Below are 18158 nucleotides of genomic sequence, written 5' to 3' on the forward strand. Positions count from 1 at the left end.
ATCAGGGGCGTCTTGTAATAGAAAATAATCCGCTCATTAACACGTATGTCAAAGGCATTATCTGTACATACTAATTACTAGAATTGATTAGTAGGAGGGAAGAGGATGGAAGATTCTCGTTATCGAATCATGTTTACCTATCGGATGAGAAGCGTTGGGTTTCTCTGTTTACATTGTTTTGATACGATTGAAAAACAAATCGTTACTGTACCTGTTTATAGTGGTTATAATGGAGTGGAGATCCATCACGATTCCATGCAGCGGTTTCCAAAAGAATTACTTGAAACGCTTCGTAATGAAAAAGAGAAGATTGACGATGGATTCTATTCCATACGAACCTGGGACGTTGAAAATCTTGGATAAAAACAAATGAGCCGATGTTGCATGCACTGCACCATCGGCTTTTGTTTATTTTTAAGGCATCAAGTTAAAACACCATAATCGCAATCCATCCAAGTACTCCAGAAGCAACCGCATAAAACAACATAGGCCCCATCGTCATCCGAATAATCGTTCCTTCTTTCCCGACCATTCCGACAACAGAAGCAGCTGCCACAACGTTTAAAACACAAATCATATTCCCTGCATTAGCACCTAATACTTGAAGTGAAAGGACAAGTTGTTCATTCATTTGAAGCTGATCCGCTACGCTAAATTGAAAGAGTGAGAACATCATATTGCTAAATGTCGCACTTCCAGAAATGAAGGAGCCGAGTGCACCGATAAACGGGGCAACAAGTGGCCAGGCATCGCCAACTGCGTTCGCTACAAGTGTCGCAAGCTCCATTGGCATGCTCAGGAGATTAGAACCATTAATACCAGAATTGATAAAAATCCGAACCATAGGAACCGCTGTTCCAAGCGCAACGACTGTCCCAACCATTGTTTTTATTGATTCTATCATTGTATTTTTCACAGCTGTTCGTGTCATTTTATGCAGAAAGATGGTAACGACGATAACAACGATGAAAATAGTTCCAGGTAAGTAAAAAGGTTCAAAAGAAGTACTGATCTCCGTTCCGAGAATGTCTTGCCAGCCTATCTTAACGGACCGGAGCCATCCTTTTATCGGAAGAAAATCTAACCTCGTAAGCACTAATAAAATCGCAACGAGCAAATAAGGAATCCAGGCTACACCTAATGAAAGAGAATGGTGAGGCTTCAAGTTCGTTTGGTTTACATGGTTGAAATCCCAGGGCTCATCAGGAAGAAGAAAGCCTCTTTTGGCAGCTGGAATCACGATGGAAAGGCCAACAAGCCCACCAATAATAGAGGGGAATTCAGGTCCTAGAAAAGTAGCTACAATAAAAGCAGGTACGGTAAAGCTAAACCCAGCAAATAAGGCGAACTTCCATATAGAGAGCCCCTCTTTCCAAGAATGATTTTCACCGAAAAAGCGCGTTAACATCATCACTAAGATTAAAGGAATTAACGTGCCGACAAAAAGGTCAATCATGACAGCACTTTGAGTAATGGCCTGAAGGTACTCTCCCATTGACTGACTACCAATGGAAGTTGCTACTTGATCTGCAACGGCTGGTCCCTGTCGAAGCCCCTGATCTACACCAACGATAATAGGTGTTCCAACCGCTCCGAATGAAACAGGACTACTATCTGCAATAAGCGCCATCGTAACGGCGGAAAGGGGAGGGAATCCAAGAGCAACTAGAAGCGGAGCACCAATTGCAGCTGGCGTACCAAACCCTGCTGCTCCTTCAATAAATGCACCAAACAACCAGGCAATAATAATGAGTTGAACCCGACGGTCCATCGATATGCCCATAAATCCCGCTCGAATCGCATCAATCGCTCCACTGTTTCGTAACGTATTTAAAAGCAGAATCGCTCCAAATACAATCCAAATAATCGATAAAGCAATGATCAGCCCTTCCAAAGAAGCTGCCACAATTTGTATAACTGGTATTTTCCAAATGAAAAAAGCTACGACTGCAGTAAGTAGTAAACTTCCTGGCATGGCGGTAGTAGCCGGAAGGCGTAGTAGAACAAGCAAGATAAATACCGCAAGAATCGGCGTTAATGCCGCAAAAAGTTGGAGTCCATTCATTTTTCTCACCTTTTCTACGAGGTTAATGTGATCTCTTTCACATATAGCTTATCTAAAATCACCTAAACATTAAGTGACAAACATCACACTTTAAAACAAACTGGGAAAAGAAAATCTGTTAAAATAGCTTTGAATCAATAATGAAGGAGCTGATATTATGTTAAAAAAAGTCGATTACTTTTTCTATCCAGTTGACGTTACCCAGCCTACTGGGGCAGAAGTGACGTATTATTGGGAAATTAGCGTGGCGGAATACGAAGGAAAAATCTATGCGTATGCGAAGGCGGACGAATTTGGAAGAAAAATTCGCTGGCACCAAAGTGATCAGCCTGATAAAGAAAGTGCCCTTACAGTCATTCAAGAAAAATGTAAATCTCAAAGCAAGTAAGCAAAAAGCTAGCGAACTTTGCTAGCTTTTTTAGCACATCGTAACCTATCCAGGTTGTTCATTTTGGCATGCGTTCGATACATTCAGGGTACGATGAAGAAAAATGGCCAACAAGATAGGATGACGAACGCATGAACCAGAAAATCATAATCCTTAGCACACTTTTATTAGCGCATATTCTCTTGTTTTTAAGCTTTGTTCACTATCCAGAAACGTTTTGGCCTGTTTTTACTGTCACACTTGCGATTTTAATTTTCCTAAGTGTGAAAACAGGAACACTTTCGTTTCGAAAAATAACAATTAGCAACTGGTGTTATATCCTGATTAGTGCCATCTTGCTTTATGCGATTTCGTATATTGGAATAGAAGGAATCAAGTGGGTTTATCCCTCATTATTTGAAGACATGGAACGCTTTTACGATATTGTGGAACCAGTTAAAGCTTGGCATTTTATTAGTCTTATTCTAATCGTCATCCCAGGAGAAGAGATTTATTGGAGAGGGTATATCCAGCAACAATTAAAACGGTATAAAAAAGGAGACACCATTTTCATTGCAACCATTTTATATGCGACAGCCCATCTGTACTCAGATGCCTATTTATTAGTAGCAGCAGCAATAGGCGGCGGAATGGCGTGGGGATGGCTATATGAAAAAACAAAAAATTTTTGGGTCCCACTCCTATCGCATATTCTTTTCGATCTTCTTATTCTCGTTTTTATTCCGCTACTTTAAGGAGCAAACGACTTTTCCTAATGGGGAAGGTCGTTTTCTTTTTCACTAATTCCTACAAATGATGTCACTATTCTAGACTAAGCGGTTGCGACTTGGTTATACTTCTAGTAGTATTAGAATGAATGGCTAAGAATTGAAAAGAGGGTTATAAATGAAAGAATCGATATACGGATTAACGTTTGATCAGCTAACTGAATGGTTGCTAGAACGTGGTCACAAAAAATTCCGTGCCTCCCAAGTTTGGGATTGGCTCTATAAAAAACGTGTTAAAGAATTTTCTCAAATGAATAACGTAAATAAAGACTGTATCAAGCTTTTGGAAGAGAATTTTGCTATCCAGACATTAACTCAAGAAATCAAGCAGGAATCTTCTGACGGTACGATCAAGTTCTTGTTCAAACTCCAAGACGGAAACGTTATTGAAACGGTACTCATGCGTTTTCATTACGGTCAATCGGTCTGTGTGACGACACAAGTAGGTTGTAATATCGGTTGTTCCTTCTGTGCAAGTGGACTTCTTAAAAAGAGCCGTGACCTTACAAGTGGAGAAATTGTTGAGCAAATTATGAACGTTCAGCACGCCCTTGATGAAAAGGCTAATGAAGAACGCGTAAGTCACATTGTTATTATGGGAATTGGGGAACCATTTGATAACTACGATAATATGATGGACTTCCTTCATATCGTTAATTCTCAAAAAGGTCTTTGCATTGGCGCTCGCCATATCACGGTTTCTACAAGTGGACTTGCGAAGCAAATTTACGATTTTGCGAATGAAGATTTACAAGTGAACCTTGCGATCTCACTTCACGCGCCTAATGATGAGCTTCGAACCAAGATTATGAAAATCAATAAAGCTTATCCACTTGGAAAACTAATGCCTGCAATTGATTACTATCTTGAGAAAACCAACCGCAGAATTACGTTCGAGTATATTATGTTGAGAGATGTTAATGATCACGTAGAAGAAGCGAAACAACTCGCCAATCTACTAGCTGATAAGCGCCATCTTTCATACGTAAACTTGATTCCATACAACCCGGTTGATGATCACTCTTATCAGCGTAGTGAAAAAGAATCGATTCTTGCGTTCTATGATACGCTTAAGAAGAACGGCATTAACTGCGTGATCCGTCATGAGAACGGGACAGACATTGATGCAGCTTGCGGTCAGCTTCGTAGTAAGCAAGTGAAGAAACTAGAAAACGCAGGAAAATAGCACGAATGAAAAGACGCTCACCATAAATGGTGGCGTCTTTTTATATGCAAAGGCAATCACACCAACCATTTTTTAATGCATACACTGAAAACAAGCTAGCTTGAGTTCAACTTGTAAGTAAGGAGACAAAATATGAAAGGGTTAATGATTGTTTTTAGTTTACTATGCATCTGGATTGGATCTGGACTATACACGGATTATCAACGTGAAAGCCTACCTTTTGAGTTAATGGGGGAAGATACAAGCATAAAGTCTGGATATAACGATATTTATATTTTTAGAGAAAATAAACAAATTACTTCGCTTGAAGTGTTCGATCAAACTAGAGAACGGGTAAAAGTATATCAAATAGATGATTTAAAGGACCTATACCCATCAGCTTCTTATGTAAAAGGAGAAGTGAAAGAAGGAAAACTCTATCTTTTATACGATGAAGGCGGAAAAGTTGTTTCCAAAAGAGTTGTAGTTGGTGCCAGAGGATCTTTATCATTTATGCCTGAAAGAAAATAAATTTTCCTAACAAATCGCCAATTCGTTTTCAGGATTGGCTTTTCTTCTTATAAGAATTAAGTTGATCGGGTCATCACAACAGCAATACCTGTTATAATGGCGTTACTATTGCATAGAGAGGGATTTATATGACAAAGAGCCTTACGAACTCTGAGAGAGATCAATTACTGCAAGATCTTACATTTGACCAACAATCATATCTTATGAATACTCTTAAACGAGGTAAAAAAACAGCTTTTGCCAATGTGATTGCTCAAAGTAAAGGAAGAATGATTCCAAACGGAGCTACTGATGAGGAAATTGGAATGTTGCTTGACGATTGGATACTAGACGATTATCTGGATGCAGGTGCTGTCTCAGAAGATCTAAAATGCGAATGTGGTCGTGCATTACGCTATCAATACATTGTTCGACATGTAAAAACTGGTGAAGTGCGTCGTTTTGGGATTAACCATTTCGAAGAACACACTGGCTTACCAGGTACCATCGTAAAAGAAGTTGTACAAGGTTTTACAAAAATTGATTATGAGTTAGATGAACTCTTATTAAAAAAGCAAAACGGCTCGCCTACATATGATATCCCTGAAGGTTTGAAGCTACCAACCGATATTGAAGAGCCACTTTCCTTACAACTTCCGTTACTTGATCGACAAGAAAAACGGTTAAACAGTTTAATCAGGGGTTACCGTGAAGAAAAGGAAGCGTTACAGAGAGGTAGTAATACGTTAGAGGCTTTAGATATCCCAACACAGAAAAAAGAAGACTTGCAACCTAAAGAAACTTTATCTCAAGATGAGTTACAAGGCTCTTTTGATTTGTTCGCTGACGAAGCGAAAGAACCTTTACCCGTTAACAACGTTGAGAAACCGAAAGAAACTTATTTTGTGGGAGATCTTTCGTTTCCAACTCAGGAAGCGATAGACGGCTATATTCAACAAGGTACAGAGAGTGCGTTGATGATTTGCGAGCTCTTAATCAAAGAAGGAAAAGTTCAAGACAAACGCTACTCGACAAAGAAACCGAAAATTTACTATGCAGTTTGCACTTATCTCGATTCTTTTGTGTCTTCTGGATCCATGTCTGTTGAGCCGCTTGGACGTGAAGATCGCATCTATCGATTAAAAAGCGGACAATGATCCTGACATTTCATAATTATCAGATAAAGCATTGACATTTCAATATACCAGGTCTATAATTTCAAACATGTTCAAAAATTAAATCAATACTCTTATCAAGAGTGGCGGAGGGAATAGGCCCTATGATGCCCGGCAACCTTTCAACTTCAGTTGAAGCTGGTGCCAAATCCTACAGATGATGTCATCTGGAAGATAAGAGGAGGATTCTGTTAGCAATCCCTCTTCTTATTTTTTAAGAAGAGGGATTTTTTATTTTACAGAGAATAAGGAGCTGTTACACATGAAAAGAACACTTGAACAACGCCTGCAAGATGGCCCAGTCATTTGCGGGGAAGGTTATCTGTTTGAATTAGAACGACGTGGTTATCTCCAAGCAGGATCATTCGTGCCAGAAGTTGCCCTAGATAATCCTGAAGCTCTTAAACAAACCTATCGAGATTATATGCTTGCAGGATCTGATGTCGTGCTAGCTTTTACGTATAATGGCCACAGAGAGAAAATGAGAATTATTGGAAAAGAAGACTTGCTAGAGCCGCTAAATCGACAAGCCATCCGCCTCGCTAAAGAGGTAGCGAAGGAACATCCTGAAGAAGAAGCACTTGTAGCAGGGAATATATCCAATACGAATCTATTTGATCCAGAAGATGAAAATAGTAAAGAACAAATACGGTCTATGTTCTCCGAGATGGTAAAATGGAGTAAAGAAGAAGGCGTTGATTTCATTAATGGGGAAACATTTTATTATTACGAAGAAGCGAAAATAGCCTTAGAAGAAATTCAAAAACAAGATCTTCCAGCAGTTATTACACTTGGACTTATGAGTGAAAACATTTTAAGAGACGGCTATACCGTTGAGGAAGCTTGCCGGTTGTTAGAAGAACATGGAGCGCTAGTTGTTGGAATGAACTGCTTTCGAGGACCTGCTACAATGCAGCCATACATCGAGAAAATTAGACAGTCTGTTACTGGATATGTTGGCGCACTTCCAATTCCTTATCGAACAACAGAAGAACATCCAACATTTTTTAACTTACCTGACGGCGGATGTGCCTGTACATTGCCAACAGAGACAACCTTTCCAACATCTCTCGATCCACTTTATTGCAACCGTTATGAACTAGCAGAATGGGCAAAAGAAGCAAAAAGTGTCGGGGTAAATTATTTTGGACTATGTTGTGGTGCTTCTCCAAGTATGTTGAGAGAAGTCGCTGAAACAGTAGGTAGAACAGCTGTGAATTCTATTTACTCTCCAAATATGGAGAAACATTTTCTGTTTGGATCAGATGAATCGTTAAAGAAAAACAATACGGCTTATCGACAGAAGGCATAGATGATGACAAAACGGAGCGGGAAACCTCTCCGTTTTTTACTGCAAAAAGAATAGGCCTGTAACGTATTGGCAATAACGATAAAAAGAAAGTGAAAATGGAACCAATACAGATATGTCTGCATGTAATAAAACATCAATACATTTTACGATTGATCCCGGCCCGATTTTTGTTATAAAAGCAGCTTTCCACAATGAAAAATCTTGCTTTTTATATCTTTAGCGTAAGATTCATTTAAAAATAGTAGCTTCTTTTGTCAAAATGATCATATTCAGACATCAGTTGTGTTATTATTTTAAATGTGTTTGAATATGTGACACAACGAAACTCTAATGAAATCATAACAAAAAGAACTTGTTTTATAAGCGAGGTAGCCTATGGATAATCAAAATGTAATAAATGAACTCCGCTCGATTTTGCCAGAAGCGGAATTGAAAATAAATGAGCCTTTAAATGCCCACACCTATACGAGGATGGGTGGGTGTGCAGATGTTCTTGTTTTTCCTAACACAATTGAAGATGCAAGAGCAGCCGTAGAATATGCTTATCAAAAGAAATATCCTTTAACGATACTAGGGAAAGGATCAAATGTAATCATTCAAGATGGTGGTATTCGCGGTATTGTCTTGAATCTGTCTTCTTTAAAATTGATTGATAAAAAAGACAAAAAAGTGATTGCTCAAGCAGGCGCTCGAATTATTGATGCATCTGAATTTGCGCGTGATGGAAAACTTAGCGGTCTTGAGTTTGCATGTGGTATACCAGGTTCTGTTGGTGGAGCTGTTTATATGAACGCAGGAGCATACGGTGGAGAGATAGCTGATTGTCTCGAAAGTGTTCTCGCTGTAACGAAAGAAGGAAAGTTAATTAAATTAACCGCTGATGAACTTGATTTATCTTATCGTCACAGTAACGTAGATGAAAAAGGTTTGCTTGTTTTAGAAGCAACCTTCGCTCTAAAAGATGGCGACTATAATGAAATCAAAGCGATCATGGATGACCTAACTGAGAAGCGCGAAACAAAACAGCCGCTAGAATATCCTTCTTGTGGTAGTGTATTCAAACGTCCTCCTGGACTATTCGCAGGTAAATTAATTCAGGACTCTGAGCTCCAAGGTACTCGAATCGGTGGGGCGGAAGTTTCTAAAAAGCATGCTGGATTTATTGTAAATATCGATAATGCTACTGCAACAGACTATTTGGATGTGATTCATCACGTTCAAAGAACAGTAAAAGAAAAATTTGATGTCGAGCTTGAACGTGAAGTACGCGTTATTGGCGAACCACCTGAGCAAGCATAAAGAGAAGTCAGCCACTCAATTGAGCGGCTGTTTTTTTGTGATTTATTTAAGATAGACAACTTTTGATCATACTGTGAACAAATAAAATCTGCACGATAAGTGCACAATTTCCAGATAAAGTAGTCTTTGATGGTAAATGAAACCAATCATAGGAGGGTATTCATGAAAACAAAAAAAGTTATTTTAGGATTAGGATTATCACTATCACTTATTCTTTCAGCATGCGGAAACAATAACGAGGGAATAAACCAGGAGTCCGGAAACAATCAATCGACTTCTAACTCTTCAGCAAACTCCGAGAATCACATGGAAGAGATGGAACACTCCGGCTCTTCAGAAGTACCTGAAGGGTTAAAAAGGGCTGAAAATCCTACATATCCAGAAAGCAGTAAAGCAATCATTGAAACAGATCATATGAAAGGAATGAAAGGTGCAGAAGCCACGATCTCAGGAGCTTTTGAAACTACCTCATATGTTGTTTCCTATATGCCTACGAATGGTGGAGAACTTGTAGAGAATCACAAATGGGTGATCCACGAGGAACTTGATCAACCTGATAACGCGCCTTTAACACCCGGGACAGAAGTAACGCTTAATGCTTCCCATATGAAAGGGATGGAAGGAGCAAATGCAACAATTGATTCAGCCAACCAAACTACTGTTTATATGATAGACTATATGCCGACAACTGGAGGCGAAGAGGTAACCAATCATAAATGGGTAACGGAAGATGAATTATCTCCTATTGAGCAATAAAGTTTATAGACGCTGCGCAATAGCGAATGAATAAGACAACACATAAAGGATGAATTGTTTTGAAGAAACATTGGATAATAGTTTTGGGGGCACTGCTTCTCATTATTGCAGGATGTCAGGAAGAAAACTCAAAACCAGTAGAAAGCAATGATGAGGTAAAGGAAACCCAAAAGAAAGAAAAAGAAACGGCATCGTTATCAGAATCAAGCTTTTATAAACCGACTTCACGCAAGCAAATTAACCATGTTCATGGAATCGGGTATCCTGGCAATCAACATGAATTATTCGTGGCGACTCATCTTGGACCGCTGATTTATCTTGATGGAACCTGGTATGAAGCTAAAGCAAACAACAATGACTATATGGGCTTCCAGGCCGCGTCTGATGGTTTTTATAGTAGTGGACACCCTGGCGAAGAATCAGATTTACCAAATCCGATTGGATTAATCAAAAGTACTGATCGAGGAAAGACGCTAGAGCAGCTAGGTTTTCAAGGAGAATCCGATTTCCACTATTTAGCGGTAGGCTATGAAACGCACAGCATTTATGCTGTAAATCAACAGGAGAACAGCGAAATGGACATAGGGGTTTATTATAGTGAGGATGCAAGTGAATGGAATAAAGTACAACTAAAGGGCATTCCAGATCAAATTAATGGGATTTTTGCTCACCCTAGTGATGCTAACGTCGTAGCCATAACTTCGCCAAAGGGACTTTACCTTTCTGAAGATCAAGGAGAGTCGTTTACACCAATTACAGAGGGCAGCTCTATCACCTCTATGGTTTTTCTTAAAGACCGTATCATCTTCGTCAAACAGGGAGCAGCTAGCCAACTTGTGTCCTTTAAGAACGGAGAAGAAACGCCCATTTCTATGCCGAACAAAATAGAAAAGGCGATTGATTATCTCGCGGTGAATCCACAAAATGAAAATGAGATTTCTTTTCATACATCTGATGGTAGTCTCTATCAAACAAAAGATGCCGGGGAATCTTGGGTCACTTTAATCGATCAGGGTAAAATAAACTAATTGCGCCCTCATGTCTCCTACTTAAACTTTCAACATTTCCCTCAAATTATCCAGAATTTGTGCAGAATTAATGAAATTTACATTTTAACAACTTTATTTCGTTTTCACGTTTATTATCAAGTAAATAGGAAAATATGACAGTGTATTACATTATGAAGGAGGAATTTAATCATGTCACACGAAAAGTACGGTTCAATGATTCAAACACTCCACGAATGTATGACGGCATGCAATCATTGCTATGACGCTTGTTTAAAAGAAGAAGATGTAAAAATGATGGCTGAGTGTATTCGTTTGGACAGAGAATGTGCGGATATCTGTGGATTTCTTGAACAAGCCCTTGTGAGAGGAACCCCATTTGCCTCTGAACTTGCTCAAGCATGTGCTACCATTTGTGAGGCATGTGGAAATGAGTGTAAAAAGCATGATCACAAACATTGTCAGGATTGTGCAGAGTCATGTTTTAAATGTGCGGAAGAGTGTAAGAAATTAGCAGCATAATTGTAGAATAAGTTAAGAAGTCTGTTGAATCATTAGCAGGCTTCTTTTTTTATTACCAATTTGTTCATCTTGAAACAAAGCAGACAAGCTGCACACTTTCTCGATATAATGCTGATAGAATAACTGAAGATAAGGAGAGAGAAATGAGGTTGAAGAGAAAAAGTAAATTAGCAACAAAATTAGGTCTGTTTTTTCTTACAAGCATCTTACTCCTTGAGGGGATTTTGTTTTTGGTACTATACTTCGGGTTTTTAAATGAGCGGATCATGGCTGAAACTGATGCCCTTTTAGCGCGGGGAAACAGTCATAGAGATGTCCTAGAAAAACATTTCGATCGTGAAACAATGGAACACGTTGCGCTAATGGAATCTGAAGCTGAAACTCAAGTAATTATTACAGATGAAAGGAATAGTGTTCTCGTTCATTCGAATACTGTGACGTCTATGATCAGAACAACCCTTTCCTCATCATCTCCTCTTCCAGTGTCAGGAGATATAGTGGAAGGCGATTGGGGAAATGAACCTTATGTTATGACCGGTTCTCCCATCGTCGTGAATGATGAGCTTGTCGGAAACGTCTACATGATCCTCGATACAAAAAGTATTCGCGAAGTACGCGATCATTTAACAACCCAATTTTTGATCATTAGTGGACTCGCACTTTTCCTTACGGTTATGACCATTATTTATCTTTCTAGAATTATTACACGTCCCTTGATCGAGATGAAAGTAGCAACGCAACAAATGAGCACAGGGGATCATGATGTCTCCTTAAAAGTCGATCGAAACGACGAATTAGGGGAACTAGCGAAAGGGATTCAAAGCTTATCAGATGATTTACTACGATTAAAAAACGATCGCAGTGATTTTCTAGCGAACATCGCTCATGAATTAAGAACACCTTTAACTTATCTGAATGGTTACGCAGATATCGCTCAACGAGAAGAGTTATCTTCTACAGAGAGAAATACTTACCTTTCAATTATTAAAGAAGAATCAGAGAACTTAACTTCTCTCGTTCGAGATTTGTTTGATATGGCAAAAATGGACCAACAAGGATTTGTGATTAATCGAGACGAAGTCGAATTGTGTTCGTTGATTCATCAGGTAAGAGAGAAAGTAAGCCCTGCTTTTGAGGATAAGGGGATTGATCTTATTGTGTCCTGTCAGAATAAAATCCTTCTCGATATTGATTCTACAAGGTTTTCTCAAGTGATTTTAAACCTTTTGGACAATGCTTTGCATTATAGTGAGTCAGGAAAAACGGTACTTATCGAAGCTCATTCTTTTCAAAGCGACGTGATTGTTAGAGTAATTGATGAGGGAGAAGGGATTCCCGAGAAGGATTTGCCTTTCATTTTTGAACGTCTCTATCGGGTTGATAAGTCACGTTCAAGAAAGTATGGAGGTTCGGGACTCGGTCTTGCTATCGCTAAAGAAATTATTGAGAAGCATGGAGGTAGTATAAAGGCGGAAAGTCAAAAAGGAAAAGGGACAACGATCACGATTGTTTTGTTAGGAGTTGAATAACGTGAAAAATGTGCTGATTGTAGACGATGAAGAGCGGATGGTAGAGCTAATCTCTCTTTATTTGAAACCACATGGGTACACCATTTATGAAGCATATACAGGCATAGAAGCACTACATAGATTGACTGAATACAAAATAGATCTCGTTTTGTTAGATATAATGATGCCCGACATGGACGGCTTTGCAACGTGTGAAAAGATAAGAAATCAATCAGATGTACCCATCATAATGTTAACAGCAAGAGAACAAAATGAAGATATTGTTAAAGGATTCAAGTTAGGCGCAGATGATTACATCACAAAACCGTTTGACGAACGTGTTCTTCTTGCTAGAATGGAAGCTTTGGCTCGACGCGTAAAACAAGTCAATCAAAATCAAGTGGTCTTCAAAGGACTAACATGGGATGCAGACAAACATCTCGTATCATATTATAGTGTGCCTATTCCTATGACTCCCATTGAATTTAAGTTGCTTGGCCTATTCTTAAAAAATCCCGAAAAAGTATTTAGCCGAGAACATCTGATCCAGCTGATTTGGGGATTTGAATCAAACACAGAAGGACGCACGATTGATTCACATATTCGAAATTTGCGTGATAAGTGTAGAGCGGTTAACTTTACTATCGATGAGTTTTTGGTGACCATTTGGGGTGTAGGCTACAAATGGAAAAAATTCTAATTATCCTAACGCAAATAGTCAATTGTAGTTTGTTCACATTTTCAGTATCAATGCTTTACATACAACAATAATTTTCAAATAGCATAGTGAAGTCCATTTGGAAAAACGAACCAGTATATTAGGTGAAAGTTGAATTAAACTAATCAGTGTAGCTAATGACTAATGTTAGAAACACGTCTTTTAACTTTTACCTAAGGAAGTGACATGAAGTGAATTATAAAAAACGTAACACCCAAAAAGGAAAAGGCAAAACCGCTACGGTTATGGCATTAAGTGCTCTTGGTGGAGCGGCAGCCTATGCCCTTACCAATCGTATGCAAAACGGTTTTGGCGGCATGCAGCAGCATTCACAGCAACATTCTTCACATCAGGCACAATCACATTCTCAACAGCCTCAACATCAACACCAGGATCCTGAATCCTTGAAGCAAATGGCATCTGCTCAAGGAATCGATAATGATGCGATCGCAGAATTCACAAATGCGATAAAAGACGATTTGCGATAAGTGAAGCACTCCCAAGTGGGGGTGCTTTTCTTTAACTAATAAAGCGACCTAATCATCCTAGAAGAAACGATATATCCTCAAGGTGCTTTTCAAGTATGAGCACTTCTTTAAGAGACAATCCGTGATTGTAAGAATAGAAACATTTATGATTAAGAAAATGCATTTCTCGCATATTCTCTAAATAGTTGGCGTCGCCCATATCTTTTTCCGAATCTGATCCGTTATAGCAGTGAGAGGACATAAGGAGTGATGTAGATGCATACGGAGGTTGATAAAGAATATTGTAGCCAGAAACAATTGGAACACATGATGGCAAATCTTTATCGTTATTGTTACCATCTGACCCAAAACAAGTGGGATGGTGAAGAAATTGCTCAGGAGACGATTTATAAAGCATTAAAACACTACCGGAATGAGAAGTGGAATAATGCCCTTCTAAAAAAGATGGCCTATCATCAATGGATTGATCGCATTCGAAAGCGTAACAAAGAAGCGCTTTTTTCTGAAATTGACTTACAAGATGACGGAATAACGGTAAATGAATGTTGCTCCGAATGGCTAGAAAAACTTTTAAAACAACTAACGCCAAAACAGTTTATTACTTTTGTATTGAAAGAAGCCTTTCAATACAAAATATCCGAAATTGCCGTTCTTCTTAATATGTCAGATACCGGTGTCAAAGCATTGTTAAACAGAAGCCGCTTAAAAATGAAAAAGCGATCCGACACAGGGGTTGATTCCTTTTGGCCTGAATCCATCCAAGAATCGTTTCTACACACTACAGTTCATTCCATTCATATGCATGATCCAAGTGAGCTGATTAAAATGATTCCAATTCTGCTCAATCCTAAGGTATCAACATTCAAAACAACGTATGCTTCACTTTCTAACGTCCTCTCACTAGCTGCATAATAAACGGGATTAGGGAGGAAATGTTGTGAATATACCTTATGTTATCGAACAATCTAGTCGTGGTGAGCGATCGTACGACATTTACTCAAGGTTGTTAAAAGATCGAATTATCATGGTTAGTGATGAAATTAACGACGCTATGGCAAACAGCATCGTGGCACAGCTATTATTTTTAGCAGCGGATGCTCCTGAGAAGGATATCTCACTCTATATTAATAGCCCGGGTGGATCCACGTCAGCAGGATTTGCAATCTACGATACGATGCACTATATTGCGCCAGATGTGAAAACCATTTGTACTGGAATGGCTGCTTCGTTTGGAGCGATGTTGTTACTTGCAGGTACAAAAGGAAAACGATATGCCTTGCCAAACAGTGAAATCATGATACACCAGCCTTTAGGTGGAGCTCGAGGGCAAGCAACTGATTTAGAAATCTCTGCAAAACGTATTCTTAAACTAAGACAGCATATTAATCAAATTATCGCAGAAAAAACCAATCAATCACTTAATAAAGTCGCAGTAGATACGGATCGGGATTATTTTATGAGCGCTCAAGAAGCAAAAGAGTATGGGATTATCGACGAAATCATTCAAAAAGCAAAATAGATGGACTAAAGGGACGGGAAACCGTTCCTTTTTCAGTTCGCAAAAGGTCAACGAGTTTCTGTGTAGAATAGATAGATTGAATGTGTTCGTATTACGTGAAAAGGAGTGTGTAAATGATCAGTCAAATCGGTCAAATTATGCTATACGTGGATAATCAGGATGAGGCATTGGCATTTTGGACAGAAAAGGTTGGATTTCATCATATTGCAGAGGAAAACAATAGCGGGGGAATGAGATGGATCGAGATAGCGCCAACTCTGGAAGGAGCAACAAGCATTGTCCTTCATGATAAAACGTTTATAGCGAAGATGGAGCCTGAGCTTAATCTCGGAACACCATCCCTTATGTTTTACACGAACGATTTAGATCGTTTATACGAAAGTTTTCAAAGTCAAAAAATAACCGTTGGAGAAATTGTGTCGATGCCTTCAGGACGTGTTTTTAACTTTGCAGATCCTGAAGAACATTATTTTGCAGTAACGGAAAAGAACGAAGGATAAAAAAGACTGACTGTTTTTATTAAAGGTGTATCTGAACATCATCATTCATTTGATGATGTTTTTTTTCGTTAAATCCATAACTAAAATGATGATTAAATCCCAGAATTTTTGAAAAATAACTAGAAATGAAGGTAATCATTCATTATAATAAGTAAAAAGAAGTATTAACTTCATAAATGAAAGGAGCAGCTATGAACCAGCTTTCCATTAATCAAATGATCAAACAGCATTATCCTTCCCTATCTACCGGTCAAAAAAAAGTTGCAGAGTGGCTCACCCAAAATCATGAGGAAGGAGCATTGATAACCGCTTTTCAAATGGGAAGGAAAGTGGGAGTCAGTGAAACCACTGTCATTCGCTTCTCCTATGCACTTGGATTTAAAGGATATTCTGAAATGCAGGAATCCGTTCGAATGCATTGGTTAGGAAAAACTAGAACCAAACAAGTAGGAAATTCTTTAGATGTACAGGAAGTAACTGAACACACCCTTTTTAACGATATTGTGAAGGAAGAAACGGCTGTCCTACAGCAATTGTTAACCCAAATAGACAAAGACGAGATCTGGAAGGTGATTGATCGTCTCATTAAAGCAAAATCTGTTTACATTGCTGGCTTTGGAAGTTCGTACGGAGCAGCATACTGGCTGCATTATAATCTGAAGCAATTAAGGGAGGGGATTAGTCTTTCGAATTCAAGTGGCTTCTCACCTGAAGATCTTTGTGATCTCACTCAAGATTCTGTTGTCTTTCTGTTTTCATTCCCGCGTTATCGAAGAGAAGCGGTTGACCTTGCTACGTGGTCACAACAGCAACAGATCCCTGTCATCTCCATTACGAATCGGCAATTATCTCCCATAGGCTCGCTTTCAACACTTACCTTAACAACAGAGGAGAAGATGGAGTCAGGTCACCACTCTATTTCCTCAGTAATTAGTCTTTTAGAAATGATCCTAAAAGGAATACACTTCAAAGACCGTGATCGTATTAGTCTTCGTCAACAAAAGTTAGAACAGCTCTACAGTAAACAAAGCTGGTTTGTCGAATAACACGATAAGGAAAAGGTGGAATGTTTATGAATGGATTGCCAAAACCAAATGAAAACATCAATGTAACTTCTTATGACACAAAGGATATTTTAACGTTTTTAATCCCATCCTTGATTGGAATTCTATTGTTTATTGTCCCTATTAAGCAGGATGGAGGAATCACCATCCCTGTTGCGTTTTTGGCAGGATTAATCAATGATTCCATCGGTACTCTTATTCCAGCCATAACCGTTTTCATTATGGGTGCTTCGACAATCGGTTCGTTTATTGCTATAACAATGAATCCATCATTTATAACGAAAAGAACCGGTTTACATACTTTACTTCACGTAAGTCCTTTCTGGTTAATCGCTCGATTACTCGGAACAGTATTTGCCGGAATGACGCTTTTTAAACTAGGACCTGAAATGATTCACTCTGAAAACACTGGTGGACTTTTAATCTATGATTTAATTCCAATACTATTTTCAACGTTTTTACTAGCGGGTCTATTACTGCCACTTCTTTTAAATTTCGGATTACTCGAGTTTTTTGGAGCACTGCTTATTAAAATCATGAGACCCCTCTTCACATTACCAGGTCGATCATCGCTTGATTGCCTTGCTTCATGGGTAGGTGACGGGACAATCGGTGTCCTTCTGACAACCAAACAATATGAAGAAGGATATTACACAAAACGAGAAGCAGCTGTCATTGCGACTACTTTTTCAGTTGTTTCGATTACATTTACGATTGTCATTATTACTTATTTAAATTTAGAACAATATTTTCTCCATTACTACGCAACAATCATTATTGCTGGTCTAGCAGCAGCTCTTATTATGCCACGCATACCGCCATTGTCTCGGAAATCAAACAATGGGTATGAGCAAACAGAATTGAAGAAAGAAACAGGAATTCCAAAAAACATTTCATCAGCCAAGTGGGGATTTCAACAAGCTGTTTCAAAAGCTCAAAAGAACAAAGGACCGTTAAGCGTAGTAAAAGAAGGAACGCAAAACGTTTTAGATATGTGGTTAGGCGTGTTACCGATTGTCATGGCCATTGGTACGATCGCATTAATTACGGCAGAATTCACTCCATTCTTTACTTATTTAGGAAAGCCTTTTGAACCTATTCTAACGCTAATGAACGTTCCTGAAGCAAGAGAAGCAGCGCAAACCATGGTGGTTGGATTTGCCGATATGTTTCTACCTGCCGTGATTGGTAGCGGCATTGAAAGTGAATTAACTCGCTTTATCATCGCTTGTGTTTCGGTTACGCAATTAATTTACATGTCAGAGATGGGTGGATTGCTTCTTGGTTCGAAACTTCCAATTAGCATTTTCGATTTGATCATTATTTTTCTCATTCGTACATGCATTACCTTGCCGATCGTTGTTGGTATCGCACACGTAATCTTTTAATAGAAAG

Annotated in this window: 20 protein-coding genes and 1 riboswitch; of the genes, 19 read left to right on the top strand and 1 reads right to left on the bottom strand. The window is 38.8% G+C overall.

The features are described from left to right. Positions 1-105 precede the first annotated feature (105 nt). The gene (locus tag ATG70_RS07650) at positions 106-363 is read left to right on the top strand and encodes a hypothetical protein (protein ID WP_098443739.1); all 258 of its coding nucleotides are present in this window, start codon (positions 106-108) and stop codon (positions 361-363) included. A 64-nt stretch (positions 364-427) separates the two neighbouring features. Here the strand turns inward: ATG70_RS07650 and ATG70_RS07655 are convergent, their stop codons facing one another. After that, positions 428-2065: an L-lactate permease gene (locus ATG70_RS07655; protein ID WP_098443740.1), complete on the bottom strand. Its 1638-nt coding sequence runs from the start codon at positions 2063-2065 to the stop codon at positions 428-430. A 157-nt stretch (positions 2066-2222) separates the two neighbouring features. Here ATG70_RS07655 and ATG70_RS07660 point away from each other — a divergent pair, with 157 nt between their 5' ends. The 18 genes from ATG70_RS07660 to ATG70_RS07745 all read left to right on the top strand — a co-directional run bounded on the left by ATG70_RS07660 (position 2223) and on the right by ATG70_RS07745 (position 18151). After that, positions 2223-2453: a hypothetical protein gene (locus ATG70_RS07660; RefSeq protein WP_098443741.1), complete on the top strand. Its 231-nt coding sequence runs from the start codon at positions 2223-2225 to the stop codon at positions 2451-2453. 131 nt (positions 2454-2584) lie between these two features. Continuing rightward, entirely contained in the window at positions 2585-3187 is a 603-nt protein-coding gene (locus ATG70_RS07665; RefSeq protein WP_098443742.1) for a CPBP family intramembrane glutamic endopeptidase, read from the top strand. Positions 3188-3338: 151 nt separating this feature from the next. After that, on the top strand, positions 3339-4406 hold the full coding sequence (gene rlmN / locus ATG70_RS07670) for a 23S rRNA (adenine(2503)-C(2))-methyltransferase RlmN (RefSeq protein WP_098443743.1): 1068 nt from the start codon (positions 3339-3341) through the stop codon (positions 4404-4406). A 132-nt stretch (positions 4407-4538) separates the two neighbouring features. Further along, positions 4539-4916 carry a hypothetical protein gene (locus tag ATG70_RS07675; RefSeq protein ID WP_098443744.1) on the top strand — a complete coding sequence of 126 codons (378 nt, stop codon included), beginning with the start codon at positions 4539-4541 and terminating at the stop codon, positions 4914-4916. Positions 4917-5044: 128 nt separating this feature from the next. Beyond that, positions 5045-6052 carry a DUF3895 domain-containing protein gene (locus ATG70_RS07680; RefSeq protein WP_098443745.1) on the top strand — a complete coding sequence of 336 codons (1008 nt, stop codon included), beginning with the start codon at positions 5045-5047 and terminating at the stop codon, positions 6050-6052. A gap of 89 nt (positions 6053-6141) precedes the next feature. Then, a riboswitch (SAM riboswitch) is annotated at positions 6142-6251 on the top strand. An 81-nt stretch (positions 6252-6332) separates the two neighbouring features. After that, positions 6333-7382 (top strand): homocysteine S-methyltransferase family protein, encoded by a 1050-nt coding sequence (locus tag ATG70_RS07685; RefSeq protein ID WP_098443746.1) that lies wholly within the window; start codon positions 6333-6335, stop codon positions 7380-7382. 375 nt (positions 7383-7757) lie between these two features. After that, complete coding sequence (murB, locus tag ATG70_RS07690) at positions 7758-8681, top strand: UDP-N-acetylmuramate dehydrogenase (protein WP_098443747.1); 924 nt, start codon at positions 7758-7760, stop codon at positions 8679-8681. Positions 8682-8843: 162 nt separating this feature from the next. Then, complete coding sequence (locus ATG70_RS07695; protein WP_098443748.1) at positions 8844-9437, top strand: YdhK family protein; 594 nt, start codon at positions 8844-8846, stop codon at positions 9435-9437. A gap of 59 nt (positions 9438-9496) precedes the next feature. After that, on the top strand, positions 9497-10465 hold the full coding sequence (locus tag ATG70_RS07700) for a F510_1955 family glycosylhydrolase (protein ID WP_098443749.1): 969 nt from the start codon (positions 9497-9499) through the stop codon (positions 10463-10465). Positions 10466-10636: 171 nt separating this feature from the next. Further along, positions 10637-10966 (top strand): four-helix bundle copper-binding protein, encoded by a 330-nt coding sequence (locus ATG70_RS07705; protein ID WP_098443750.1) that lies wholly within the window; start codon positions 10637-10639, stop codon positions 10964-10966. Positions 10967-11109: 143 nt separating this feature from the next. Next, entirely contained in the window at positions 11110-12495 is a 1386-nt protein-coding gene (locus ATG70_RS07710) for a sensor histidine kinase (protein WP_098443751.1), read from the top strand. Position 12496: 1 nt separating this feature from the next. Further along, on the top strand, positions 12497-13174 hold the full coding sequence (locus tag ATG70_RS07715) for a response regulator transcription factor (protein WP_179886218.1): 678 nt from the start codon (positions 12497-12499) through the stop codon (positions 13172-13174). A 209-nt stretch (positions 13175-13383) separates the two neighbouring features. Next, complete coding sequence (locus tag ATG70_RS07720; protein WP_098443752.1) at positions 13384-13680, top strand: hypothetical protein; 297 nt, start codon at positions 13384-13386, stop codon at positions 13678-13680. 255 nt (positions 13681-13935) lie between these two features. Further along, a complete protein-coding gene (locus ATG70_RS07725; protein WP_098443753.1) occupies positions 13936-14592 on the top strand; it encodes a sigma factor-like helix-turn-helix DNA-binding protein in 657 nt (218 codons plus the stop codon). A 25-nt stretch (positions 14593-14617) separates the two neighbouring features. Then, positions 14618-15199, top strand: coding sequence for an ATP-dependent Clp endopeptidase proteolytic subunit ClpP (gene clpP / locus ATG70_RS07730; RefSeq protein ID WP_098443754.1), 582 nt, complete (start codon positions 14618-14620; stop codon positions 15197-15199). A gap of 113 nt (positions 15200-15312) precedes the next feature. Beyond that, a complete protein-coding gene (locus tag ATG70_RS07735; RefSeq protein ID WP_098443755.1) occupies positions 15313-15699 on the top strand; it encodes a VOC family protein in 387 nt (128 codons plus the stop codon). Between the two features lie 191 nt (positions 15700-15890). After that, complete coding sequence (locus ATG70_RS07740) at positions 15891-16745, top strand: MurR/RpiR family transcriptional regulator (RefSeq protein ID WP_098443756.1); 855 nt, start codon at positions 15891-15893, stop codon at positions 16743-16745. A 26-nt stretch (positions 16746-16771) separates the two neighbouring features. Further along, entirely contained in the window at positions 16772-18151 is a 1380-nt protein-coding gene (locus tag ATG70_RS07745) for a YjiH family protein (RefSeq protein ID WP_098443757.1), read from the top strand. Positions 18152-18158 lie beyond the last annotated feature (7 nt).

It is taken from the genome of Bacillus sp. es.036, assembly GCF_002563635.1.
Lineage (GTDB): Bacteria > Bacillota > Bacilli > Bacillales > Guptibacillaceae > Guptibacillus.